This is a genomic window from Aeromonas sp. BIGb0405, assembly GCF_024807335.1.
Taxonomy (GTDB): Bacteria; Pseudomonadota; Gammaproteobacteria; order Enterobacterales; family Aeromonadaceae; genus Aeromonas; species Aeromonas rivuli.
In genome coordinates, this window is record NZ_JANUEP010000001.1 from 632730 (window position 1) to 651692 (window position 18963).

The window sequence follows — 18963 nt, forward strand, 5'->3', positions numbered from 1 at the left end:
GCTCCCTGTTCTTTATCCCGGCGGATGAAGATCGGTGCGTCGCTGCCGCCGGGCTGGTATTCCCGGGCCGATTGGTTAACAATTTCGCCTCTTTCGCCCTCCCTGAGGGGATCCGTTTCGACGACCTGGATTGCTCATGTTCAACTTGCGTATTCTGCTACCGCTCCTCACCACTTGCTGGGCGGGCTCAGCACTGGCCACCAGTTATCCGCTGCCTGCGGCCAACAGCCGCCTCATTGGCGCCCCCGAAGACTACATAGTGCAGCAGGGTGAACACCTGGAACTGATCGGGGCTCACACTCAGATTGGCTTCCTGGCACTGCTTGAGGCCAATCCCGGGGTCGATCCCTACCTGCCCAAACCGGGTACCCGTTTGATCCTGCCCACTCAGATACTGCTGCCGGATGTGCCGCGAGAGGGCATCGTCATCAATTTGCCGGAGCTGCGCCTCTATTACTTCCCCAAGGGTGCGGATGACGTGGTGGTACTGCCCATTGGCATAGGTGACATAGGCCGCGAGACCCCGGAGATGACCACCACCGTCATTGCCAAGAACCCCAATCCAACCTGGACGCCGGGGCCCATGGTGCGCAAATCCTGGCTGGAGCAAAAGGGCATCGACTTGCCCGCCGTGGTGCCGCCGGGCCCGGACAATCCGTTGGGCAAGTTCGCCATGCGGCTCGGCTATGGCAAGCAGGACTACCTGATCCACGGCACCAACAAGGATTTCGGCGTCGGGCTGAGGGTCAGTGCCGGCTGTATCCGGCTGCGACCCGCCGACATCGAATCCCTGTTCAAGCAGGTGCCGTTGGGCACCCAGGTCAGGGTCATCAATCAACCGGTCAAGACCGCCATAGAGCCAGATGGCAGCCGCTGGCTGGAGGTGCACTCCCCCCTGTCCCGCACCGAGCAAGAGCTTGAGCAAGGTGCCCCCCTGGTGCTGAGCCCGGCGGTCAAAGGCTTTATCGATGCCCCCGAGGTGGATGCGGGTCAAGCCAGCCTGGCGCTGGAGCGTAAAAGCGGCATGCCCCTGCTCGTCGGCGGTTAAGTGCCAGATAGGACACCATGATGAACCCCTGCTCTTTCCTGCGCGCCTTGCCGCGCCTGCTCTGCCTCTGCGCCCTGCTGGCCGCGGCACCACTCTGGGCCGCCGATATTCTCTGGATGCACAACGGCGATCGGCTGAGCGGCAAGATAGAGGAGATGACCGACAAGATGGTGCGCATCAAACTGCCCTATGGTGAACCGCTGACCATAGCGCGCAGCGCCATCATGCGCTGGCGGCTCGACAAGCCCTACAAACCCAAACCCACCGCCAAAGGGGGCATCGACTTCAACCCCCTCGGCATTGCCGAAAATGCCTGGCATATGACGGGCAACGGCGACGTCAACATCAAGCTCAAGAGCAACACCAGCCAGAGCAATGACGTCAACCTCAAGGGCGCATTCGAGCTCGCCAACATGGATTGGCGTTACACCCTGGAGGGGGAGTACAACTACGAAACCACCGATGGCAAGACCGACAGCCACGACTACCAACTCAAACCCATTGTCGATATCTTCTTCGATCAGAGCTGGTTCTGGCGCAGCTCGGTGGACTACGAGTACGACATGATAGAGACCGACTATCTCTCCCTCGACTTGGGTTCGGGCCCCGGCTACCGCTTCTGGAATGATAAGAAGCGCCGCCTCGAACTCATCACCCAGGGCGGCGTGCGCTACGCCTACTGGCGCGATGGCAACGAGGTCGTAGAGGAGCTGTTCGGTTCCCCCCATGCCTCCTACCCCTTCGCCAGCCTCGGCTGGGACTATCGTCAGCCTGTCTGGGAGGAGCGGATAGAGCTGTTTAGCAAGGGCACCTACATCAAGTACCTGGATCAGGACTCTCCCCTCTTTACCCTCAACCAGAGCGTCAATGGCAGCATCGGCATGCGCTACTACTTCAACGACAACGTCCGCCTCTCCTGGTCGAGCGAGCTGGACTGGGACGATGCCTGGTTCAATACCCCGGATGGGCGCATCACCATAGATGGCAAGGAGTGGCGCCAATACATCAGCCTGGGGGCCAGCTTCTAGGCCCCTGCGGGCGAGCACGCCAGCCCCAACGGAGACAACAATCCCTGAGGCTGCGAATGACGGCGAATAAAGCAGGGGGCCATGGGCCCCCTGAACATCACACATCGGTATTAGCTGGCACCCCAGGGAGCGCCCCGCTTGCACACCCTTAGCCGGTCTTGACGCATTTTTGGATAAAACTGTTCTTGGCCGCCCCCGCCAGCTTCTTGTCGGCCGCCGTTTTCTCGCATTGGCTTGCCTTGTCGGCCGTGGCATCTGTTTTCACGCATTTCTGGATAAAGCTGTTCTTGGCCGCACCGGCCAGTTTCTTGTCGGCCGCCGCTTTCTCACATTGGCTTGCCTTGTCGGCTGTGGCATCGGTTTTCACGCATTTTTGGATAAAGCTGTTCTTGGCCGCACCGGCCAGCTTCTTGTCGGCCGCCGCTTTCTCGCACTGACTCGCCTTGGCGCTATCAGTGGCCGGGGCTGTCTTGACGCACTTGCCGACGAAGCTGGTCTTGGCCGCGCCGCTCAACTTCTTCTCGGCAGCCTGACTCTCGCACAGCTGCTGCGCCGTCATGGTGGCGCTGTGCGCGACCCCCACCCCCATCAAAAACACCGTCACCAGGATGGCAATACCTTTCATATGACAACCTCCTACTGTTGATCCCAATATGGTTTTTACCTCTTCGAGCGGGCCAAACGAGGCACCCTCATCAGGGTGCACTATAGTCGCCCCGCCGCATTACAACCAAAGCCGTCATGGTCAACTGCCTTGCTCAACGAAAGCCGGACACGCCGTGCGACAAGAGGCCGCCTTATCTCGCCAGGGATCGAAAACATACTCACGTGGGGAAAATACCTGGCACCCCATCAAGGGCGCTGACGTCGTGCAGGCCCCAGAATGAAGCAGACCCCGCGGAGCGGGGTCTGTTGCTGGCAGGCGAGCCGGACGCTTAGCGGCGCACGGGGTGACCCAAGCCCCCAGTCTGACCGAGGGGCAGGAAGAACATCAGGTAGCGCAGCGCCACATAACCGACGATCAGGGTCGCCGCACCGAGCTCCAGATAGGCCAGCTGGTTGATCTGCGCCGCATAGTGGGCAGCCTCTGGCCACTGCGACAGCAGGTGACCCACCTTGAACAGGGCGGTGGCGCCTATCACCAGGGGGAAGGTGAAGGCGGCATAGCCCGGCGAGAACGGCAGGCGTAGCAGCTTGATGAAGGCCAGGTAGATGATGCCAGTCATCAGCAGGGCTATCCCCAGCAGCACGGCCACCAGCAGCAGCGAGGGATCCTGGCTCACGGTGAGGTAGCCGGCCAAGGAGAGGCTGGCAGGCGCCGCCAGGATGGCGATGGTGGGCTTGGCGGCATCCGGCACCTCGTGGCTGAAGATGAGGCGATAGAGCATCAGCGGCAGCATCAGGGCGTAGCAGGCCATGCCGAACCAGAGCAGGCCATTGGCCAGGGCGGCGAAGGGGCCACCCGGGTAGGCGACGTCGGCCACGATGATCCCCACCGGTGGCACGAACCAGCTCGGCACCATGTGGTGAATTTCAAACGCCTTGGCCCTGTGCCAGACGAAGGTGGCGAGGAACAGCAGGTGAATGATCACCGCAAACAGCCAGAGCCCCTGGCCCAGGGTCGGGGCCAGCAGCCCCACCGCCTTGGAGACCACCATGGTCCCCATGGCATAGGTGGGCACTACGCTGCCCACCACGGGGTGGGCGAGATCCTGCCACAGCAGACGCGGGTGCAGCAGGAACTTGAAGGTGAGGACGAGGAGCAGCACGGCGGCGATGGCGGCCCCCAGCAGTTGCAGGCGGCCATCGAACTGACCGGCATTTTCCCAACACCAGCCGAGGCTGGCGATCCCGAGTGCCAGCCCGGCCATGGGGGTCGGGGCGGCGGCAAGGGAGCGACGGGTGCGTGCGATCATGACTGGTACCCTCTTGTTGATGACGATGTACATAGGATAAAGAGGGTCTATCGTTTACGATATCTAAATGAATTGAACTAAGCGTTTAGGAAAATTAAACGACATGAAGCTGACCCTGCAACAACTCAAGGTGTTCGCCACCATAGCCCGCCACGGCAACCTGGGGGGCGCGGCCAGCGAGCTCTGCCTCAGCAAGGGGGCCGTCTCCCAGTCGTTGCAGGAGCTGGAGCGCCAGCTCGCCACCCCGCTGTTCGATCGGGTGCATCCGAGACTTCAGCTCAACAACGAGGGGCGCCTGCTGCAACCGGCCGCCGAGGAGCTGCTGACCCGGATGCAGGAGATAGAGCAGCTGTTTGGCCCGGACGCCGAGCCGAGCGGCCAGCTGCGCCTGGGGGCCAGCCAGACCATAGGCAACTACCTGCTGCCCAGCCTGCTGGCGGGGGGCGCCCAGGAGCTGGGATCCGCCCCCAGGGTGACCATCGCCAACACCCACCTGTTGTGCCACTCCCTCGCCCACTTCGAGCTGGATCTGGCCCTCATCGAGGGGGAGAACCATCACCCGGATCTGGTGAGCGAGCCCTGGCTCGAAGACGAGATGCTGATCATAGCCCCGCCCCAGCACCCCCTGGCCGGGCAGCTGGAGCTGCCCCTTCGCCTGCTCGCAGGCGAAACCTGGGTACTGCGCGAGCCCCAGTCAGGGAGCCGCGAGCAGTTCGAGCAGCAGATCCTGCCCAGGCTGCCGCGCTGGCAGGCGGGGCTCGAGCTCAACACCCTGGAGGCGGTGATGCTGGCGGTGGAGAAGGGGCTCGGCATCTCCTTTATCTCCCGCCTCGCTGTCTCCGATCGCCTGCACAGCGGCCGCCTGGTGGCGCTCACCCCGAGCCAGACCTTCCCTCGCCAGCTCTCCCTCGTCTGGCACAAGCAGAAGTTCCACTCCGCGGCCCTGCGCCGCTTCCTCGCCTTCTGCCGCGCCCAGACCCTGCCCGCTCCCTGAGTCGGGCAAACCGGGACGGCAACATCGACCTGCTCGGCGACAGCGCCCAGGCAGAGGTAATCGCGTATATCAGCGCCATAAACAGACAGAATACCTTTGGCCTGCCTGTCAGAAAGCACCCTGTCTAGCCGTCATCTGAAGCGTGGAAAGTGGTAGCTAACGTCTGATTTGAGAAACAACTCCCCCTCTTTTGCGAACATGGCTTTATAGTATCTGAGTCCCTCTACCCAAAGGTCTCCCATGAACGCACCCCGTCCACCCCGTTGTACCCTGTCGTGGCCTATTTTCATCCCCAGCCTGCTGTTTATCGTGGCACTGCTGGCGGTCTGCTCCCTGGCCCCCGAATCTGCCGCCCGCTTCTTCGGTGACGGTCAGCGCTGGATAGCCGAGCACTTCAGCTGGTTCTACGTGCTGGTGGTCGGCATGTTCCTGATCCTGCTGCTGGTGCTGGCCTTCAGCAGCTACGGCAACATCCGGCTCGGGCCTGACGACGCCCGCCCCGAGTTCAGCTTCACCTCCTGGCTCGCCATGCTGTTTGCCGCCGGTATGGGGATAGGGCTCATGTATTTCGGGGTGGGCGAACCCATGACCCACTTCGTCTCCCCACCCCAGGCGACCCCGCTCACGCCGGGCGCCGCCCGCGAGGCCATGGTCACCACCTTCTTCCACTGGGGCTTTCACGCCTGGGCCATCTACGCCATCGTCGGCCTGGTACTGGCCTATTTCGGCTTTCGCTATAATTTGCCGCTGACCATCCGCTCCGGCCTCTACCCCATCTTCAAGGAGAAGATCCACGGGCCGCTCGGCCATACGGTAGACGTCTTCGCCCTGGTGGGCACCATCTTCGGTATCGCCACCACCCTCGGTTACGGGGTACTGCAGCTGTCGGCGGGGATAGCCCGCCTCACCGGGATGGACACCTCGGGGGATCTGTTCCGCTTTGGCCTCATCGGGATCGTCATCGCCCTGGCCGGTCTGTCTGCGGTCACCGGCCTCGACAAGGGGGTCAAGCGCCTCTCCGAGCTGAACCTGTTCCTCGCCATCGTGCTGCTGCTGTTCGTGCTGGTGGCCGGTCCCACCCAGTACCTGTTGGGGGCCCTGTCAGAGAACATAGGCAACTATGTCTCCTCCCTGACCCAGCTCACCTTCCGCACCTTCACCTACAGCGAACCCAACCAGGCGGGCTGGTTCGGCAACTGGACCCTGCTCTACTGGGCCTGGTGGATCTCCTGGTCTCCTTTCGTCGGCCTGTTCATCGCCCGCATCTCCCGCGGGCGTACCCTGCGCGAGTTCATCCTCGGTGTGCTGTTCGTGCCCACCGCCTTCAACCTGCTGTGGATGACGATATTCGGCAACGCAGCCATCTGGGCCAGTCAGCAGGAGGGGGGCCAGGCCCTCATCGACTCGGTCGGCAACGTCGATACCCTGCTGTTCAACTTCTTCGATCTGCTGCCGGGTGCCGACATCACCTCCGCCCTGGCGGTGATCCTGATCAGCGTCTTCTTCGTCACCTCCGCCGACTCGGGGGCCTTCGTCATCGACAACATCGCCACCCAGGGCAAGGAGCGCTCCCCCATCTGGCAACGCCTGTTCTGGGCCCTGCTGCTCGGGGTCACCGCCGGTACCCTGATGGCAACCGGGGGGCTGGCGGCGCTGCAATCCATGACGCTGATCGCCGCCCTGCCGTTTGCCTTCATCATCGTGCTGCTCTGCCTTGGCCTGGTGCGCGGTCTCATCGCGGATAAAGAGCACTCGGCGCGGCGCCTCTCCCCTGCCACCGATTTTTGGAATGGCAAACAGTGGCGCACCCGCATGGATCACCTGCTGCGCCCCTCCAGCGAGAAGGAGGCCCGCAACTTCCTCGGCGAAGTCGCCCTGCCCGCCCTGACCACCCTGTGCAGCGAGTTCAATGCCCGCGGACTCACCAGCCGGGTCGTGCAGGATGATCCGGAGCAGTGCCACCTGCTGGTTCCTCAAGAAGGTAGACGCGACTTCTGTTACGGGGTGCGCATCGAGGCCCGCCCCGCCCCCGCCTTCAACCCCCTGGAAGCGACCCACAACCACGACCCCGAGGCCCGCATCTTCGAGCCCATCACCTTCTTTGCAGATGGCCGTGCCGGTTACGACATTCAGTACCTGACCCGGGACGAGCTGAGCGCCGATGTGTTGCGCCAGTACGAACGCTATCTGATGCTGAGTCAGGACGAAGGACAGGATCTGCTGAGCGCGGCACCGGAGCACAGCCCGCCAGAGTCAGGGGGCTGATGATTCTGGCTCAGTGAAAAAATTGGTTGGAAAGTGTGGCAACGCCTGTCACCTTGAAGGCCTGTTGAACGGGTGACACTGATTTTATTGGCACCACACTTGAGCAATAAACATCCCCCATCAAGGGGGATGTTTATTGCTGGGCTTTCATCACACAGCATGGCGCCTTGCCGATGAACTCCACGCCAAGCCAGTCAATACCGAGCTATTTACGTGAACCAACAGGGTTGCCAGAGCTGAGCGCACCAAACAGGATGACAATATATTCATGGGATATGTTCTCTCTTGGCGATGTATTTTCAACTGCTGATTACTGTCACTGTTCCCCTTGGCCAAATTCAATGAATACGCGACATGGTATCTAACGGGCAGGGGCGCCTATCGTTTCAAACTTGGGTTAAATAAATTCAATGGCGGCCAGCATCCTGGACCAGAGTAGTTACTGTACCATGCGAGATAGGAAATTTCTTTGTCGGCCTGACGGCGTGGTCCTTGTAATTAACCGTCAACAAATATCAGCGGGTGACTCACTATAGAACTCGTCCCTGATGCCAAGATACGCTAATGAAATCCCATCAATGACTTATTCGTGTTTTCCTTATTTATTGTCTGACACCGGCCAAGAGCCAGTGTCAGATAAAGATGAATATTCTGAAAATCGTCATCCATTTTGGTCACGTAAAAATGCAAATACTTTAGAGTCAGGCTCTGCGCTATCTAGGTCAACGAAATAAGCAACGTCTATCCTTGAAGATTTTTGTGTCTCATCACCAGACCATTCCAGCACACCCCATTTCAATGTCGATGAAAAAATCTGATGATCCCACTGATAGGCATAGTGCCTCATCGGCTGACGCCGTTCCTCAATAGCCTGCAATATGTCATTCACTATTAGTGCGGTATTTTTGTAATCAGCAAATAATTTCGCATCCCGGCTCGCTGTAACTGGATCCATAAAGTACGCAACATCATGGCGGGGTGATAATGCGATGGGGCCACCACACTTTTCACCGACTCCCGAACACTTCACCACAATCCACTGAATCGCGGGCTGAGCAATCTTGTGATCAAACTCCAGTGCAACATAAGGCATAGTATTATCTCACTTGAAATTTAGGCTTTTGACGAGGAGTCATTTAACCCCACCATCTAGATTAAATGAGATTCTCCTTGTACACCTACCTCTTTCCCTATCCACCCAACATATATGTCCGCCCAATCCCCACCCCGGCCACAAACTCGGGATCGTGGGAGACAAGCAGCAATGTGCCCGGATAATCGGCCAGCACCTGAGTGAGTAGTTGGCGAGAGGCGTTATCCAGGTGACTGTCCGGCTCATCGAGGAGCAGCAGCTCAGGTTGCTGTGCCAATACCATCAAGAGGCCCAGCTTCAGCCGCTCACCACCGCTCAACTGGTGGGTCGGTTGCAGGGCGCGCTCCCCGCGAAGGGCTATGCCCGCCAGCCGTGTTCTCGCATCGCTTTCGGCCAGCCCAGGCGCCACTGCCAACAGGTTGGCAAGCGGGCTGAGATCCCGCGCAATCAGGCTCAAGCCCTGATCCAGACAAGCCATGGGGCCAGTTAGCCTGAAAGCACCCGACTCGGGCGCCAGCTCCCCGCGCAGCATCTTGAGCAGGCTGGATTTGCCCGCCCCATTGCGGCCGCTGAGCAGACAGCGATCCCCCCGCTGCAGCACCAAGCTGACCCGCTGGCGGTGCCAGCGAGGATGGCTGGCGGCCATGATCACCAGGGGCTGGGCACTGCCCTGTTTGCTGGGATCGCCCCTCCCCTGCCACTGCAACCGCAGGGGCTGTACCGCCGCCAATGCGGCGGCCGCATCCTCCTTAAGCCCCAGTTGCTGCTGATGACCGCGCTCATGGCGATCCAATACCTTGCCGAGGGATTTCCCCGCCTGATCCTTGTTGAAATCCAACAGGATTTTGGCCTGAGAGCCGCGATCCCGGCGGCCCTGACTGGCGCGCTGCGCAGCTTGTTCGCGCGCCCTCTGCAGCGCCAGAGCGGCCGCCTTCTCATTGCGTACCGCCTGCGTCAGGCGCGCACTTCTGGCGGCCTGCTCCTGTGCCTGCTGTTGCAAGAAGGCCTGAAACGAGAGCTGGGCGCTTTGCAGCCCCTGCTCGCTTAACTCAAGCAGTTGCTTGGCCTGATTGAGCAAGCGCCGGTCGTGGCTCACCAGCAGGTAGCCGCCGCTATGGTTGGCCAGTCGCCGCGCCAGCCACGCTATCCCCGCGCCATCGAGGTGATTGTCCGGCTCATCCAGCAACAGGAAGTGTTCGGGCTCGGCAAAGAGTGCCAGCAGCCTTAGTCGGGTGAGCTGGCCGCCGCTCAACTGGTTGAGAGGCTGCTTGGCATCGACCCTGAGCCCCGCCTCGGCCAAGAGGGCGGCGAGATCGTCTCGCAATGTCCAGCGATCGGCCAGCAGGTCGAAGTCCCGGCTGTCGATACTGCCCTGCTCGATGCGCCCAAGTGCCCCCAGAGCCTCCCCCCAACCAATGAAGTCAGCCACAGAGCTATCGCTCGCGGGGACAAACTGGGGTAACCAGGCGACGGGCTGGGCCCACTCTATCTTGCCCGAAGCTGGGGCACGCTGGCCCGCCAGCAGTTCCAGCAGCAGACTCTTGCCTATGCCGTTACGACCTATCAGGGCGCAGGGTGCCCGTGGCAGGGAAAACGTGAGGGGTGCAATGCCTGGCAGATAGGGCAGTTGCAACTGTTTGATATGACATGAGAGTTGGGTCATCTGAACTCCTGAGGCCGATGCTGGAGCAACGAGCCGAGAGTGAAGCCAAATGACAGGGACGCAGCGCCTGCAAACAAGAAATGCAATGAGGGATCAACATCAACCTGTCACGGTAAAGACGCACCCGGCCTCAATGAAGAGGGGCAGAAAACTGGAGGGTGCGGACAGGTTAAATGCGCATCGGAGGAAGTACTCTTGGGATCAGAAGAGCGGTAACGGTAACCAAATGCCCCAACAAGATCAACCCGTGCGCCACGGCGACTCGCCTGGAGAGCGAGCCGGAGCCCCGATCCAAGGGCTATCAGCTGTGGGCTCGAACGAGCCAAGGATCCAGCCAGCTGTGGCGACGAAAAGGTGGGTGTCCAATTTAACCATTAACCGTCAAAAAGGTGGGTGTCCAAATTAACCAATTAACCAATTAACCAATTAACCAATTAACCTTCTCCAAATTAACCTTCGGTTTTGGATAATTTGTTGCGGGGCGTAGAACAAAGTCCCACAAGAAGGAAGTAAGCCTTGGCAAGCATCACCCTGTTTGACACTATGATTTGCCCCATAGGATCAAGATCCTGCTTGGTAATGGATATTATCCCAGTGCAAATAGATGAGATAAGCGCATGATAAAGATTGATCTGTTGCAGAACCACCCAGACGCTATCCCTGAGCTGGCAAATATCTGGTATGAGGTGCTGGGCAAGATGTGGTCGTCCGAAGTGCCCGTTGAACGCGTCATCACAAAACTGGCCGAACATCTCAATGATCGGGCATTACCTATTACCTTTGTGGCCTTTGATGGTGAAAGAGCGGTTGGCATGTCCTCGTTGCGAGAAAACGATGGTATTCGCCACAAATTGACCCCCTGGTTTGGCTCACTGGTTGTGGCTCCCGAATATCAGAAGCAGGGGATCGGCAAAATGCTGGTTGATGTCGCTCTTCTGAAAGCCAAAGAGCTTGGCTTTGAAAAACTCTACCTGTTTGCGTTTGACCCCACCGTTCCCGACTATTACTCACGGCTGGGATGGCACAAGATCGGCATGGATGAGTTTAAATCGAGCCCTGTTACGGTGATGGAGATAGATGTATAAGCCGCAAATCGTCATGATTGCCGACCATCAGTATAAAAACAGTGCCGCATAGCCCAACCAGCAAAGCAGCCAGCAGTGAAGAGGCAACGCCCCCTTGCCAGATACGGAAAACAAGAATCCCCCAATATTGGGGGATTCTTGTGGCTGCAATTTAGCGTTAATCCAGCTTACTCAACCAAAAATGCCCTTAACCGGGCGAACTCCGCCGGCAGGTTGTGGGACAGCAGCGGCAGGGCGGCGTGCTTGGCAAGCGGGCCGGGCAGCGGCACGTCCAGCCCCAGGATCTCGTCCACCGACTCCTTGAACTTGGCTGGATGGGCGGTGCAGAGGAAGACCCCTACCTCGTCCTCTGCGAGCTGCTCGCCCAGCAGATCCCAGGCAATGGCGCCGTGAGGCTCGCACAGGTAATCGAGCTGGTGCAGTCGCTGCAATGCATCGCGAGTCTCGGCATCGCTGCGCATGCCGGACCCCAGTGTTTCCAGCGCCCAACCGTTGCGACGGCACAACTCTTCCACTCGCGGCCAGTTGTTGGGGCGGCTCACGTCCATGGCGTTGGAGAGGGTCGCTACCGTCTGGTGCGGCTCCCAGCTGCCGGTTTTCAAGTAGCGCGGCACTGTGTCGTTGGCGTTGGTGGCGGCGATAAAGCGCTTCACCGGCAGCCCCAGCGCCTTGGCGATAAGGCCAGCGGTGAGGTTGCCGAAGTTGCCAGACGGCACGCTGATGACCGCCTTGGCGCGGTCAGCTTTGGGCAGCTGGGCCAGCGCCTCGAAGTAGTAGCAGACCTGGGCCAGCAAGCGGCTGATGTTGATGGAGTTGGCGGAGTTCAGGCCAATCGCCTGTTTCAACGCCTCGTCGTCGAAGGCATCCTTCACCAGCGCCTGACAGGCATCGAAGTCGCCGTCGATGGCGATGGTGCGGATGTTGCCGCCGAGGGTGCAGAAGAGCGCCTCCTGCAGCGGGCTGATCTTGCCCTTGGGATAGAGAATGACCACTTCGATCCCCTCCAGGCCATAGAAGGCGTGGGCCACGGCGGCGCCGGTGTCGCCGGAGGTGGCGGTCAAGATGGTGATCTTGTCGTTGGTGCGGAAGGTCGCCAGACACTGGGCCATAAAGCGGCCGCCGAAGTCCTTGAACGCCAGGGTCGGGCCGTGGAACAGCTCGAGAGCATAGGTGCCGTCTTTGAGCTTCACCAGCGGCGCCGGGAAGGTGAAGGCTGCGTCGATCAGCTCGCTGACCTTGGCAGCGGGCACTTCGTCACCCAGCAGGTGGCTGATGATGCGAGCGGAGCGCTCGGCCAGCGGCAAGTCCAGCAGGGCATCGACATCGGCCAGGGGCGCGATGGTTTCGGGGAAGAAGAGCCCCTGCTCGCGGCCCAGACCCTGGCGCACCGCCTGGGCGAAGCTCACCTGTTCACTCTTGTCCTTGATATTGTAAAGATTCATAGCTCGCTTCCTGTTACCCGTGCCCCGGCCATGTCCAGTTTGCAGACCCGGGCAAATCCATCTTCGTTCTGCACAAAATGTGCGTCCATCCAATCCTTCATGCGCTCGGCTTGGGCCAGATCCTTCATCACCACGAAGACACTGGGGCCTGAGCCGGAGATGCCGGTGGCCAGCGCCCCGTTCTGGGCCGCCTGAGCCCGCACCTCGTTAAAGCCTTCAATGAGCGCCGCGCGGTAAGGTTCGGCAATCACATCTTTGAGCACGCTGGCTGCCAATCCCTCCTGACCTGTGTAGCTGGCGTGCACGAAGGCGGCCAGCCGACGGCCATAGGTGAGGCAGTCCTGGCGGCGATACTGGGCCGGCAGTATGGCGCGGGCGGCGGCGGTGGAGACCACAGTGCCCGGGTAGCAGACCACCCAGTACCACTGCTCGAACACCGGAATGCCCTGGCTGATGACGCCGTGCTCTTCGAGCACCAGCTGCATGCCGCCGAGATAGCAGGGGGCGACGTTGTCGTAGTGGACCGAGCCGGAAATCTTGCCTTCCATCTCCCCCATCAGCAGCAGCATATCGTGCTCATCAAGCGGCTCACCGTGGAAGGCGTTGAGCCCTTCCAGTGCCGCCACCACGCTGCAGGCGCTGGAGCCCAGGCCCGAGCCGACCGGCAGGTTCTTCTCCAGCACCATCGCCAGCGGCTTGAGGGTCAGGCCGCGCTTCTCCAGGGCCTCCCCATAGGCAAGCCAGCAGTCATAGAGGATGTTCTTCTTGGGATCATCCGGCAGTTTGTGGGCGTAGCGGCCCACGGAGGAGAGGGCGAACGCCACATCGGCAGCCTTTACCTGGACGCGATCCCCGAGCAGGGAGCCATCCACGGGGGCGAGCGCCGCCCCCAGTACATCGAATCCCACGCTCAGGTTGGCGCTGGAGGCCGGGGCATAGGCGACCACGCTGCCGCCCTGCACCATGGCATCTTGTTCAAAATCGGGGTTCATCGCTGAACTCATGTTACAGCTCCTGCTTCCAGTTCTGGGTGCGCAGCACATCGGCGAAGACGCCAGCGGCGGTCACTTCGGTCCCTGCGCCATAGCCGCGCAGCACCAGGGGGATGGGCTGGTAATAGGTGGAGAAGAAGGCGAGCGCGTTCTCTCCGTCTTTCACCTTGAACAGGGGCTCGTCGGCACCGACCGCCTTGATGGCGACCTTGCACTTGCCTCCTTCGATGGAGCCCACGTAGCGCAGCACCTTGCCCTCGCTCTGAGCCAGGGCGAACTGATCGCGGAACCAGCCATCGGCCTCGGGCAGACGAGCCATAAAGGACTCCACATCGCCGCTCACATCGAAGCCTGGGGGCAGCGCCTGCTCCACTTCCACATCGGAAAGCTCCAGCGCCATGCCGGCTTCGCGGGCCAGGATCAGCAGCTTGCGGGCCACGTCCATGCCGTTGAGGTCATCGCGAGGATCCGGCTCGGTGAAGCCGTTGCCACGGGCAATCTTGGTGGCATCGGAGAAAGCCATCCCCTCGTCCAGCTTGCCGAAGATAAAGGAGAGCGACCCGGACAGGACGCCGTCGAAGGCGCGCAGCTTGTCACCGGCCTTGATGAGGTTCTGCAAATTCTCGATAACCGGCAGGCCAGCGCCCACGTTGGTCTCGTAGAGGAACTTGCGGCGGGTCTGGCGGGCGGTGCGGCGCAGCGCCTTATAGTAATCCAGCGACCCTGTGTTGGCCTTCTTGTTCGGGGTGACCACGTGGAAACCGGCGGCCAGGAAGTCCGCGTACTGGACGGCGACCGCCTCGCTCGAGGTGCAATCGACGATCACCGGGTTGATGAGGTGGCTCTCTTCCACCAGCTTCTTCACCGCTTCCAGGCTGAAGCTGTCACGGGCTTCCACCAGCTGCTCACGCCAGTTGGCGAGGCTCAGCCCATCCTTGTTGACCGCCATCTGGCGGCTGTTGGCGATGCCGACCACCCGCAGGCCGGTGCCCTGCTCGGCGAGCACCGGCTGCTGGCGGGCAATCTGATCCACCAGGGCCGCACCGACGCCGCCCACACCGACCACGAAGAGATCGATGAACTGCTGGCTGCCGAAGAAATTCTGGTGGCACGCCTTGATGGCTTCCGCCACCTTGCGATCCCGCACCACCGCAGAGATGGAGCGCTCGCTCGAGCCCTGGGCTATGGCGACTATGTTGATGGAGGCCTGGGCCAGGGAGGTGAAGAAGCGCGCCGCCATCCCCTTGCTGGTGCGCATGCCGTCCCCGATCAGGGAGATGATGGCGAGATCGCTCATGATCTCCAGCGGGTCCAGCAGCTGGTTCTTGAATTCCAGCTCGAACTCGCGCTCCAGCACCTTGCGGGTCTTGTCGCTGTCATAGCTGTGGATACAGAAGCTGACGCTGTATTCGGAGGATGACTGGGTGATCAGCACTATGCTGACCCCGGCGCGGGAGACGGCGGAGAAGATGCGACCCGCCATGCCCACCATGCCCTTCATGCCGGGGCCGGAGACGTTGAACATGCACATGCCGGAGAGATCCGAGATGGCCTTCACTTTCAGGTCATCATCCCCCTGATCGACCCCGATCAGGGTGCCAGGCCCCTGGGGGTTGAAGCTGTTCTTGATGAGGCAGGGAATGTGGAACTGGGCCACGGGGGCAATAGTTTTCGGGTGCAGCACCTTGGCACCGAAATAGGAGAGCTCCATCGCCTCTTTATAGGAGAGGGTTTTGAGCAGGTAGGCATCCGGCACCAGGCGCGGGTCGCAGTTGTAGCAACCTTCCACGTCTGTCCAGATCTCGCAGCACTCGGCGTCCACGCAGGCGGCCAGGACGGCGGCGGAGTAATCAGAGCCGTTACGGCCCAGCAGCACTGTTTCGCCCTTGTCGCTGCCACCGGTGAAGCCCGGCATCAGGTAGAGACAATCGGTGCGCAGCCCCTTGGCGGCGAAACGCAGGCGGGAAGCTTCAATGTCGACATGGGCCTCAAGATGGCCGCCATCGGTCACCAGCATCTGCTCGGGCACTATCACGTCCAGCTCGAGCCCACGCACCCGCAACAGCTCGTGCATGAAGGCGATGGAGAGATTCTCCCCCCGGCTCAGGATGTGGGCCTGGACATTGTCCGGGCACTGACCCAGCAGGCGGATGCCCTGCATCAGGCGCTCGACCTGATCCAGTTCGGCCGTGAGCCGGGCCTGCAATGCTTTCTCATCGAGGGCCGGATAGGCCGCCTTGAGACCCGCCAACAGACGGGAGAAGATGCCGTTTATCTCAAACAGGGTGGGACTGGCATCCATGCCACGGCTGGTCTGTTCGACCAGCGCCACCAGGTGATTGGTCACCTTGGCTGGCGCTGACAACACCAGGGCCACCTGGGACTGACCATGGGTGTTGACCGCAATATCGGCAACCCGTAAAAAACGCTCTGCATCGGCCAGTGACGACCCGCCAAACTTCAACACTCTCATCGCTTTCTCTCCCTGTAAACTGCGCAACAAAAAGGCCCGTACTGGGTGGGTACGGGCCTTTTTCTGATTTCTGTGCTTGTTCGTCAGCGCATCAACCGGCCCCAGTGCCACCTGTGGTGGTACCGGTAATAATGGTGGTGGTGATGACGTTGATGATTAACTGCATGACGAACACTCTGCTACGAGACTGGCCTCTAGCAATACCCTGCACGGCGGACGCTGTCAACTCAAAGCAACTTGCCAAGCCGCCTCATCAGGTCTTTACAGAGCAGATGCAGCATATTCAGATCCCGCTGTGGCAGCATAGGCACTCGGTCCATTACCCACTGATGCAGTTTTTCATCCTGCGAAACACCGACTTCGGCAAGAATTTCTGCTGTTTTACTTTTTAGCACTCGAACTTGCCCACTGTTGTCCGAATTTTCGTCTACTGCGGTCGACTCATCGAGCAGCGGACTCAGTTCATAGGCATACAGCATGATCGCCTGCCCCAGATTCAAGGAGGGGTAACTCACCTTGAGGGGCAGGTAACTGAGCAGGTCGGCATGGGCCAGTTGCTCGTTGGAGAGACCCGACTCCTCGCAGCCAAACAGGATGGCCACCTTGTTCAGGGAGGGTTTGGCGCGGATCTGATCACGAATTTCCCCCGGGGTGAGGTAGTGCTGATAACGGCCACGCTGGCGGGCCGTGGTGGCGATCACCAGATCCATGTCGGCCAAGGCGTCTGGCAAGGTATCAAACGCCTCGGCATTGGCCAGTATCTCCTGCGCCCCATGGGCCACCCAGCTCGCCTCATCCTCTTGGTGAACCCGGCTCGCCACGACCCGCATGGCGTCAAAACCCATGGTCTTCATGGCGCGGGCGGCGGCCCCGACATTCTGTGGGCGGGCTGGCGCCATCAGGACAAAATAGAGCTTCATGGATTATTCCTCGCGGGCAGGGCTGCAAAGGGGCGAAATCTACCGCTTATCCCCGCAAAATGCCACTTGAACAGATGTTTGAATGTTGCCATAGTGGCCAGAAATATCGGCGAAATAATGGCCAGAAGAGGCCAGGCAACCACAAGGAAGGTGGCGATGGACAAGGCACTGGGACAGGCAGTCGCAGAGACTATTTTGCAGCGGTTCGAGTCATTTTATAGCCGCTTTCTCGACATCACCCAAGGCAGCAAGAGCCGCTTCGAGCATGGCGACTGGCTCGGGGTGCAGCTCGCCGGGCGTGAGCGGATCCGCCTCTACGACCACCATGTGGGCGCGACCACGGCGCTCATCCGTACCATGATGGGGGAGCAGGTTGCGACCCAGGACCTGCTCAAGCGCGTCAAGAGCGCCTTTAGCGATCTGCTGCCGGGTTGTGCCAACTTCGAGGTGGCCGAATCTTTCTTCAACTCCGTCTACCGGCGCATCTTCCGCCATCGCAACATCCGCGACGAGAACCTCTATATCCACCCATTTCGCAGCCGGGGTGAACACCCTGACTTGTCGACCCAACTGCGTATCTATCCCGGCAGCCTGGCAGAGCTGCCCCACTCCTTGCGTCAACTGTTTGCCGACTACCCCTTCACCTTGCCCTATGAGGACAAGGAGCGCGACATTGCGCACATTTGCCGCCACTTGGCCCAGAGCGGCCCGGCGGTACTGCGCACCGCGCCCTTCACCCTGGAACTGCTGCGCGAGGTGTTCTATCGCAACAAGGGCGCCTACCTGGTGGGACTTGTTCGCTGCCAGGACCGGGTCTATCCCTTCATCCTGCCGCTGCTGAGCACGGGGCAGCACATCTATGTGGATACCATCATCTTCGAGCCCGAGCTTGCCTCCATCGTGTTTGGCTTCGCCCGCGCCTATTTCATGGTCTATGCCCCCGAGCCTGCGCTCATTGTTGCCTTCTTGCGGCAGATACTGCCCCACAAACCCGACTACGAGCTCTACAACGCTATCGGTTGCCAGAAGCACGGCAAGACGGAGTTCTACCGTCACTATCGCCAGCACATGGCCATGAGCCGGGATCAGTTCGTCATCGCCCCCGGCATCAAGGGCATGGTGATGAGCGTGTTCACCCTCCCCTCCTATGACGTGGTGTTCAAAGTAATAAAGGATGAGTTCACCCCCCCCAAAGACGTGAGCCATGAACAGGTGAAGGCAAAATACCGGCTGGTCAAACAGCACGACCGGGTGGGCCGCATGGCCGATACCCAGGAGTTCACCAACTTCGAGTTTCCCCTGGACCGCATCTCTCCCGAGCTGCTGGACGAGCTGCAACGGGTCGCCCCCTCGGCGCTGACCCTGACCTCGGACAAGCTGGTGATAAAACACCTCTATACCGAGCGCAAGATGATCCCGCTCAACCTCTATCTGGATAACGCCGACGAGCAGCAGACCCGACTCGCGCTGGAAGAGTACGGTAACGCCATCAAGCAACTGGCGGCGGCCAACATCTTCCCCGGTGACATGCTGTTCAAGAACTTCGGGGTGACTCGCCACGGCCGGGTGGTGTTCTACGACTATGACGAGATCTGCTACATGACGGAGTGCAACTTTCGCCAGATCCCGCCGCCACGCTACCCGGAAGATGAGTTGAGTGCCGAGCCCTGGTATTCGGTCGCCCCGAACGACATCTTCCCCGAAGAGTTCGCCACCTTCTTGCTGCAAAAGCGCCAGGTGCGGGAGATCATGATGCAAGTGCACAGTGAACTGTTCGATGCAGGCTACTGGCAAGGGCTGCAGGCCAATATCCAGGGGGGCAGCTTCGAGGATGTCTATCCCTATAGACGCAAGAAGCGCTTTCGCTATCAACAGGGAGAAAGAGACGCACAAGCCAACCCGCCATCTCCTGACGGGAGCAGCGTGCCATAAGTTCGAAGCGCATCCGGCGGGAAAACGAGAGGGGCGCCGCGGCGCCCCTCTCTATTGGGTCAGTTCTCTCTCAGACAGGTTGCCTCGCAGGTGCAGCCGTGTGCCGGATGCG

General features: G+C 60.4%; 13 protein-coding genes, 1 pseudogene and 1 other annotated feature. Of the genes and pseudogenes, 6 read left to right on the forward strand and 8 right to left on the reverse strand.

Translation table 11 applies throughout. The annotated features are described in order from the left end of the window. The first annotated feature begins 136 nt into the window (after window positions 1-136). Window positions 137-1048 (forward strand): L,D-transpeptidase family protein, encoded by a 912-nt coding sequence (locus tag M2366_RS03010; RefSeq protein ID WP_259236371.1) that lies wholly within the window; start codon window positions 137-139, stop codon window positions 1046-1048. A gap of 20 nt (window positions 1049-1068) precedes the next feature. Further along, window positions 1069-2076, forward strand: a complete 1008-nt coding sequence (locus M2366_RS03015) for a DUF481 domain-containing protein (RefSeq protein WP_259236372.1) — start codon at window positions 1069-1071, stop codon at window positions 2074-2076. A gap of 250 nt (window positions 2077-2326) precedes the next feature. Here the strand turns inward: M2366_RS03015 and M2366_RS03020 are convergent. Together M2366_RS03020 and M2366_RS03025 are read right to left on the reverse strand one after the other, a co-directional pair. After that, a pseudogene (locus tag M2366_RS03020) lies at window positions 2327-2701 on the reverse strand (hypothetical protein); the annotation flags it as partial. A gap of 310 nt (window positions 2702-3011) precedes the next feature. Beyond that, window positions 3012-3992 carry a TDT family transporter gene (locus M2366_RS03025; protein WP_259268923.1) on the reverse strand — a complete coding sequence of 327 codons (981 nt, stop codon included), beginning with the start codon at window positions 3990-3992 and terminating at the stop codon, window positions 3012-3014. A gap of 103 nt (window positions 3993-4095) precedes the next feature. Between M2366_RS03025 and M2366_RS03030 the strand changes: the two genes are divergently transcribed. Both M2366_RS03030 and M2366_RS03035 read left to right on the forward strand, forming a co-directional pair. After that, window positions 4096-4986, forward strand: coding sequence for a LysR substrate-binding domain-containing protein (locus M2366_RS03030; protein ID WP_259268924.1), 891 nt, complete (start codon window positions 4096-4098; stop codon window positions 4984-4986). Between the two features lie 240 nt (window positions 4987-5226). Continuing rightward, window positions 5227-7251 carry a BCCT family transporter gene (locus M2366_RS03035; protein ID WP_259236375.1) on the forward strand — a complete coding sequence of 675 codons (2025 nt, stop codon included), beginning with the start codon at window positions 5227-5229 and terminating at the stop codon, window positions 7249-7251. Window positions 7252-7912: 661 nt separating this feature from the next. Here M2366_RS03035 and M2366_RS03040 read toward each other — a convergent pair. Next, complete coding sequence (locus M2366_RS03040) at window positions 7913-8344, reverse strand: hypothetical protein (protein ID WP_259236376.1); 432 nt, start codon at window positions 8342-8344, stop codon at window positions 7913-7915. A 97-nt stretch (window positions 8345-8441) separates the two neighbouring features. Next, window positions 8442-10007: an ATP-binding cassette domain-containing protein gene (locus M2366_RS03045; protein ID WP_259268925.1), complete on the reverse strand. Its 1566-nt coding sequence runs from the start codon at window positions 10005-10007 to the stop codon at window positions 8442-8444. 617 nt (window positions 10008-10624) lie between these two features. Here M2366_RS03045 and M2366_RS03050 point away from each other — a divergent pair. Beyond that, window positions 10625-11092, forward strand: coding sequence for a GNAT family N-acetyltransferase (locus M2366_RS03050; RefSeq protein ID WP_259268926.1), 468 nt, complete (start codon window positions 10625-10627; stop codon window positions 11090-11092). 167 nt (window positions 11093-11259) lie between these two features. Here M2366_RS03050 and thrC read toward each other — a convergent pair whose 3' ends face one another. The 4 genes from thrC to M2366_RS03070 all read right to left on the reverse strand — a co-directional run bounded on the left by thrC (window position 11260) and on the right by M2366_RS03070 (window position 16919). Beyond that, the gene (gene thrC / locus M2366_RS03055) at window positions 11260-12534 is read right to left on the reverse strand and encodes a threonine synthase (protein WP_259268927.1); all 1275 of its coding nucleotides are present in this window, start codon (window positions 12532-12534) and stop codon (window positions 11260-11262) included. Beyond that, window positions 12531-13499: a homoserine kinase gene (gene thrB, locus M2366_RS03060; protein ID WP_111910064.1), complete on the reverse strand. Its 969-nt coding sequence runs from the start codon at window positions 13497-13499 to the stop codon at window positions 12531-12533. Before thrB ends, thrC begins: the two co-directional genes overlap by 4 nt. A gap of 40 nt (window positions 13500-13539) precedes the next feature. Continuing rightward, on the reverse strand, window positions 13540-15999 hold the full coding sequence (gene thrA / locus M2366_RS03065; RefSeq protein ID WP_259268928.1) for a bifunctional aspartate kinase/homoserine dehydrogenase I: 2460 nt from the start codon (window positions 15997-15999) through the stop codon (window positions 13540-13542). 25 nt (window positions 16000-16024) lie between these two features. Beyond that, window positions 16025-16159, reverse strand: a sequence feature (Thr leader region). Between the two features lie 67 nt (window positions 16160-16226). Then, a complete protein-coding gene (locus tag M2366_RS03070) occupies window positions 16227-16919 on the reverse strand; it encodes a tRNA/rRNA methyltransferase (protein WP_259236381.1) in 693 nt (230 codons plus the stop codon). A 156-nt stretch (window positions 16920-17075) separates the two neighbouring features. Between M2366_RS03070 and aceK the strand changes: the two genes are divergently transcribed. After that, window positions 17076-18851: a bifunctional isocitrate dehydrogenase kinase/phosphatase gene (gene aceK / locus M2366_RS03075; protein WP_259268929.1), complete on the forward strand. Its 1776-nt coding sequence runs from the start codon at window positions 17076-17078 to the stop codon at window positions 18849-18851. Window positions 18852-18963 lie beyond the last annotated feature (112 nt).

What these genes read in the sequence shown, in the direction of transcription:
- thrC (WP_259268927.1), bottom strand. Translation starts at nt 12,534, where the DNA reads ATGAATCTTTACAATATCAAGGACAAGAGTGAACAGGTGAGCTTCGCC.
- thrB (WP_111910064.1), bottom strand. Translation starts at nt 13,499, where the DNA reads ATGGTGCAGGGCGGCAGCGTGGTCGCCTATGCCCCGGCCTCCAGCGCC.
- aceK (WP_259268929.1), top strand. Translation starts at nt 17,076, where the DNA reads ATGGACAAGGCACTGGGACAGGCAGTCGCAGAGACTATTTTGCAGCGG.
- M2366_RS03025 (WP_259268923.1), bottom strand. Translation starts at nt 3,992, where the DNA reads ATGATCGCACGCACCCGTCGCTCCCTTGCCGCCGCCCCGACCCCCATG.
- M2366_RS03070 (WP_259236381.1), bottom strand. Translation starts at nt 16,919, where the DNA reads ATGAAGCTCTATTTTGTCCTGATGGCGCCAGCCCGCCCACAGAATGTC.
- M2366_RS03015 (WP_259236372.1), top strand. Translation starts at nt 1,069, where the DNA reads ATGAACCCCTGCTCTTTCCTGCGCGCCTTGCCGCGCCTGCTCTGCCTC.
- M2366_RS03040 (WP_259236376.1), bottom strand. Translation starts at nt 8,344, where the DNA reads ATGCCTTATGTTGCACTGGAGTTTGATCACAAGATTGCTCAGCCCGCG.
- M2366_RS03045 (WP_259268925.1), bottom strand. Translation starts at nt 10,007, where the DNA reads ATGACCCAACTCTCATGTCATATCAAACAGTTGCAACTGCCCTATCTG.
- thrA (WP_259268928.1), bottom strand. Translation starts at nt 15,999, where the DNA reads ATGAGAGTGTTGAAGTTTGGCGGGTCGTCACTGGCCGATGCAGAGCGT.
- M2366_RS03010 (WP_259236371.1), top strand. Translation starts at nt 137, where the DNA reads ATGTTCAACTTGCGTATTCTGCTACCGCTCCTCACCACTTGCTGGGCG.
- M2366_RS03050 (WP_259268926.1), top strand. Translation starts at nt 10,625, where the DNA reads ATGATAAAGATTGATCTGTTGCAGAACCACCCAGACGCTATCCCTGAG.
- M2366_RS03030 (WP_259268924.1), top strand. Translation starts at nt 4,096, where the DNA reads ATGAAGCTGACCCTGCAACAACTCAAGGTGTTCGCCACCATAGCCCGC.
- M2366_RS03035 (WP_259236375.1), top strand. Translation starts at nt 5,227, where the DNA reads ATGAACGCACCCCGTCCACCCCGTTGTACCCTGTCGTGGCCTATTTTC.